Annotated in this window: 3 rRNA genes; all 3 read right to left on the bottom strand. The window is 54.0% G+C overall.

Annotation, left to right across the window (positions count from 1 at the left end):
* Nucleotides 1-8: 8 nt before the first annotated feature.
* A 5S ribosomal RNA gene (gene rrf, locus AC1M0F_RS16425) occupies nucleotides 9-125 on the bottom strand.
* A 158-nt stretch (nucleotides 126-283) separates the two neighbouring features.
* A 23S ribosomal RNA gene (locus AC1M0F_RS16420) occupies nucleotides 284-3414 on the bottom strand.
* A 484-nt stretch (nucleotides 3415-3898) separates the two neighbouring features.
* Nucleotides 3899-5420: ribosomal RNA gene (locus AC1M0F_RS16415) — 16S ribosomal RNA — on the bottom strand.
* Together the 16S, 23S and 5S rRNA genes form the textbook arrangement of a ribosomal RNA operon.
* Nucleotides 5421-5695 lie beyond the last annotated feature (275 nt).

Raw genomic sequence — 5695 nt, 5'->3', positions numbered from 1 at the left:
TAAGTTAAGTCCGGCGGTGTCCTACTCTCCCACAGGGTCCCCCCTGCAGTACCATCGGCGCAAAGAGTCTTAGCTTCCGGGTTCGGAATGTGACCGGGCGTTTCCCTCTTGCTATGGCCGCCGAAACATCTGTTGACATGTAGTCAAAGTGAATCGAACAGAACATAAGTCTGTTCGGTTCTCGACCGTACATCGAGAACCACATAGTGGACGCGTAGCATCATGCAATTTTTTTCGAAACATCGAAACAAACGTCATGCTTCCACCTCTGAGGGTGGGTTTGATTATCAAGTTATCGGCTTATTAGTACCGGTCAGCTCCGAGAGTCTTTAGTCCTCTCTTCCACATCCGGCCTATCAACCCAGTAGTCTAGCTGGGAGCCTCTCGCCCGAAGGCATGGAAATCTCATCTTGAGGCCGGCTTCCCGCTTAGATGCTTTCAGCGGTTATCCATCCCGAACGTAGCTAATCAGCGGTGCTCCTGGCGGAACAACTGACACACCAGAGGTTCGTCCAACCCGGTCCTCTCGTACTAGGGTCAGATCCTCTCAAATTTCCTGCGCGCGCAGCGGATAGGGACCGAACTGTCTCACGACGTTCTAAACCCAGCTCGCGTACCGCTTTAATGGGCGAACAGCCCAACCCTTGGGACCTACTCCAGCCCCAGGATGCGACGAGCCGACATCGAGGTGCCAAACCATGCCGTCGATATGGACTCTTGGGCAAGATCAGCCTGTTATCCCCGAGGTACCTTTTATCCGTTGAGCGACAGCGCTTCCACAAGCCACTGCCGGATCACTAGTCCCGACTTTCGTCCCTGCTCGACTTGTCAGTCTCACAGTCAAGCTCCCTTGTGCACTTACACTCGACATCTGATTGCCAACCAGATTGAGGGAACCTTTGGGCGCCTCCGTTACTTTTTAGGAGGCAACCGCCCCAGTTAAACTACCCACCAGGCACTGTCCCTGAACCGGATTACGGTTCGAAGTTAGATATCCAATATGACCAGAGTGGTATTTCAACAATGACTCCACCGACACTAGCGTGCCAGCTTCACAGTCTCCCACCTATCCTACACAAGCCACACCGAACACCAATACCAAGCTGTAGTAAAGGTCACGGGGTCTTTCCGTCCTGCTGCGCGTAACGAGCATCTTTACTCGTAGTGCAATTTCGCCGAGTTCGCGGTTGAGACAGCTGGGAAGTCGTTACGCCATTCGTGCAGGTCGGAACTTACCCGACAAGGAATTTCGCTACCTTAGGATGGTTATAGTTACCACCGCCGTTTACTGGGGCTTAAATTCTCAGCTTCGCCTTGCGGCTAACCGTTCCTCTTAACCTTCCAGCACCGGGCAGGCGTCAGTCCGTATACATCGTCTTGCGACTTGGCACGGACCTGTGTTTTTAGTAAACAGTCGCTTCCCACTGGTCTCTGCGGCCCTACCACGCTTCCCGGAGTAAATCCGCTGACGTGTCAGGCCCCCCTTCTCCCGAAGTTACGGGGGCATTTTGCCGAGTTCCTTAACCACGATTCTCTCGATCTCCTTGGTATTCTCTACCTGACCACCTGAGTCGGTTTGGGGTACGGGTGACTTGAACCTCGCGCCGATGCTTTTCTTGGCAGCATAGGATCATCGGATCTTGCCCTTGCGGGCTCCCCTTCAGCTCTCAGCCTGTATGAGAGACGGATTTGCCTATCTCTCGGCCTACAACCTTGGCCTGGGACAACCATCGCCCAGGACCGACTACCTTCCTGCGTCACACCTGTTAATACGCTAACCGCACCAGCGTAGGGTCGTGCGCTAGGCCTCCCGTCTCACCCCGAAGGGATCAATCAGAAGGATTCAGACACTTAGCATTACTGGATTAGCTTGGGCGGTTCTTCGTCAGTACGGGAATATCAACCCGTTGTCCATCGACTACGCCTGTCGGCCTCGCCTTAGGTCCCGACTTACCCAGGGCGGATTAACCTGGCCCTGGAACCCTTGGTCTTTCGGAGGACGGGTTTCTCACCCGTCTTTCGCTACTCATGCCTGCATTCTCACTCGTGTGGCCTCCACGGCTGGTTTACACCGCCGCTTCGCTGGCCACACGACGCTCTCCTACCCATCAACATGGCTGGACCAACACAACAAGTGTGCGGCCTACCTATTACATCAATGCCACAACTTCGGTGGCGTGCTTGAGCCCCGTTAAATTGTCGGCGCGGAATCACTTGACCAGTGAGCTATTACGCACTCTTTCAAGGGTGGCTGCTTCTAAGCCAACCTCCTGGTTGTCTGTGCAACTCCACATCCTTTCCCACTTAGCACGCGCTTTGGGACCTTAGTTGGTGGTCTGGGTTGTTTCCCTCTCGACGATGAAGCTTATCCCCCACCGTCTCACTGCTGCGCTCTCACTTACCGGCATTCGGAGTTTGGCTGACGTCAGTAACCTTTTAGGGCCCATTAGCCATCCAGTAGCTCTACCTCCGGCAAGAAACACGCAACGCTGCACCTAAATGCATTTCGGAGAGAACCAGCTATCACGAAGTTTGATTGGCCTTTCACCCCTATCCACAGCTCATCCCCTCAGTTTTCAACCTAAGTGGGTTCGGTCCTCCACGCGCTCTTACACGCGCTTCAACCTGGCCATGGATAGATCACTTCGCTTCGGGTCTAGGACATGCGACTGAATCGCCCTATTCAGACTCGCTTTCGCTACGGCTACCCCTCACGGGTTAACCTCGCCACATATCGCTAACTCGCAGGCTCATTCTTCAAAAGGCACGCTGTCACCCCTACAAGGAGGCTCCAACGGTTTGTAAGCAAACGGTTTCAGGTACTATTTCACTCCCCTCCCGGGGTACTTTTCACCTTTCCCTCACGGTACTTGTTCGCTATCGGTCATCTGGGAGTATTTAGGCTTATCAGGTGGTCCTGACAGATTCACACGGGATTTCTCGGGCCCCGTGATACTTGGGATACTCTTCGCGCCATCACGTCATTTCGACTACGGGGTTCGCACCCTCTCTGACCAGGCTTTCAATCCTGTTCGTCTATAACGCTCTGTAACGCCGTACCAGCGGCAGCCAGTACTGAAAAGTCCCACAACCCCGAACATGCAACCCCTGCCGGGTATCACACATGCTCGGTTTAGCCTGTTCCGATTTCGCTCGCCACTACTGACGGAATCACTGTTGTTTTCTCTTCCTGTGGGTACTGAGATGTTTCACTTCCCCACGTTCCCTCTACCCGCCCTATATATTCAGGCGGGAGTCACCAGGTCGAATTGCTCCGCCTGGCGGGGTTTCCCCATTCGGAAATCCTCGGATCAAAGCTTGTTTATCAGCTCCCCGAGGCTTATCGCAGATTACTACGTCCTTCTTCGGCTCCAGATGCCAAGGCATCCACCGTTTGCTCTTAGAAACTTGCAATCACATGAGTTTGAATCGATTTTTCGTTTCGGAAAAATTGACCAATGAATCTGATAAATCAGATCAATTGATAGCCCAACGCTTGCCGGCAAGCCGGTCATCACGCTGAGCCAATGTGATTTGAACACAAAGTGTTCAAATCTAAGATGCTCGCGTCCACTGTGTAGTTCTCAAAGTACGGGCGGTACCCACCCTGCCGGCCACCAAACGGTTCTGCCAAACAGGAGAAGGTCCAGAGAGTTCAGTCCGAACCACCGAAGTGATCCGTTCCGGTCCCTCAGGACCCAACAGCGTGCAATATCCGAACCAGGCCAACCCGGTGCTTTCCTTCCGACCCCGAAGGGAAGGCGTACTCATACCGGATCATTCCGATCCGCATCAATGTCAATGTTCCACCCATGAGCGCCAGCCAGGAACGTTCGTCCTGATCTGACTTGGCCAGTGAATTCCGCTGTATACAGACGGACTGGCACATGCTCCTTAGAAAGGAGGTGATCCAGCCGCACCTTCCGGTACGGCTACCTTGTTACGACTTAGTCCTAATTACCGATCCCACCTTAGACAGCTCCTTCCCACAAGGGGTTAGGCCACCGGCTTCGGGTGTTACCGACTTTCATGACTTGACGGGCGGTGTGTACAAGGCCCGGGAACGTATTCACCGCAGCGTTGCTGATCTGCGATTACTAGCGACTCCGACTTCATGAGGTCGAGTTGCAGACCTCAATCCGAACTGGGACCAGCTTTTTGGGATTCGCTCCACCTTACGGTATTGCAGCCCTTTGTACTGGCCATTGTAGCATGCGTGAAGCCCAAGACATAAGGGGCATGATGATTTGACGTCGTCCCCACCTTCCTCCGAGTTGACCCCGGCAGTATCCCATGAGTTCCCACCATTACGTGCTGGCAACATAGAACGAGGGTTGCGCTCGTTGCGGGACTTAACCCAACATCTCACGACACGAGCTGACGACAACCATGCACCACCTGTATACCGACCTTGCGGGGCGACGATCTCTCGCCGTTTCCGGTATATGTCAAGCCTTGGTAAGGTTCTTCGCGTTGCATCGAATTAATCCGCATGCTCCGCCGCTTGTGCGGGCCCCCGTCAATTCCTTTGAGTTTTAGCCTTGCGGCCGTACTCCCCAGGCGGGGAACTTAATGCGTTAGCTGCGACACGGAGACCGTGGAATGGTCCCCACATCTAGTTCCCAACGTTTACGGGGTGGACTACCAGGGTATCTAAGCCTGTTTGCTCCCCACCCTTTCGCTCCTCAGCGTCAGTTACGGCCCAGAGATCTGCCTTCGCCATCGGTGTTCCTCCTGATATCTGCGCATTCCACCGCTACACCAGGAATTCCAATCTCCCCTACCGCACTCTAGTCTGCCCGTACCCACTGCAGGCCCGAGGTTGAGCCTCGGGTTTTCACAGCAGACGCGACAAACCGCCTACGAGCTCTTTACGCCCAATAATTCCGGACAACGCTTGCACCCTACGTATTACCGCGGCTGCTGGCACGTAGTTAGCCGGTGCTTTTTCTGCAGGTACCGTCACTTTCGCTTCTTCCCTGCTAAAAGAGGTTTACAACCCGAAGGCCGTCGTCCCTCACGCGGCGTTGCTGCATCAGGCTTTCGCCCATTGTGCAATATTCCCCACTGCTGCCTCCCGTAGGAGTCTGGGCCGTGTCTCAGTCCCAGTGTGGCCGGTCACCCTCTCAGGCCGGCTACCCGTCGTAGGCTTGGTGAGCCATTACCTCACCAACTACCTGATAGGCCGCGAGTCCATCCTTGACCAAAATTCTTTCCACCAACACCCGATGCCGGGGCAGGTCGTATCCGGTATTAGACGTCGTTTCCAACGCTTATCCCAGAGTCAAGGGCAGGTTACTCACGTGTTACTCACCCGTTCGCCACTAATCACCAGAGCAAGCTCTGGATCATCGTTCGACTTGCATGTGTTAAGCACGCCGCCAGCGTTCGTCCTGAGCCAGGATCAAACTCTCCGTAAATGTTTAATTGCACAACCACTCCGAAAAGCGGCCGGCACATTGTTTGCGGTAACGAACCGGAATAGGTTCAGAAACCGCGAGTTTGAAACTGACAGAACAAATCATTACTGACTTGCTTTGTTGTTTAAATGTTTTCCAAAGGAATCCGCGACCTGACCAAAAAGATCAAGCCGACGGGTATTTGGCATTTGACATTGTGCACGCTGTTGAGTTCTCAAGGATCGGATGCTCCCACTTTTCACCCTTCCGGGCTGCTCCGCAGGGCAACTTCTCTA

The organism is Mycetocola sp. Y719, assembly GCF_056713205.1.
The sequence above is the reverse complement of the archived record's forward strand: the minus strand, read 5'-3'. Positions and strand labels throughout refer to the sequence as shown.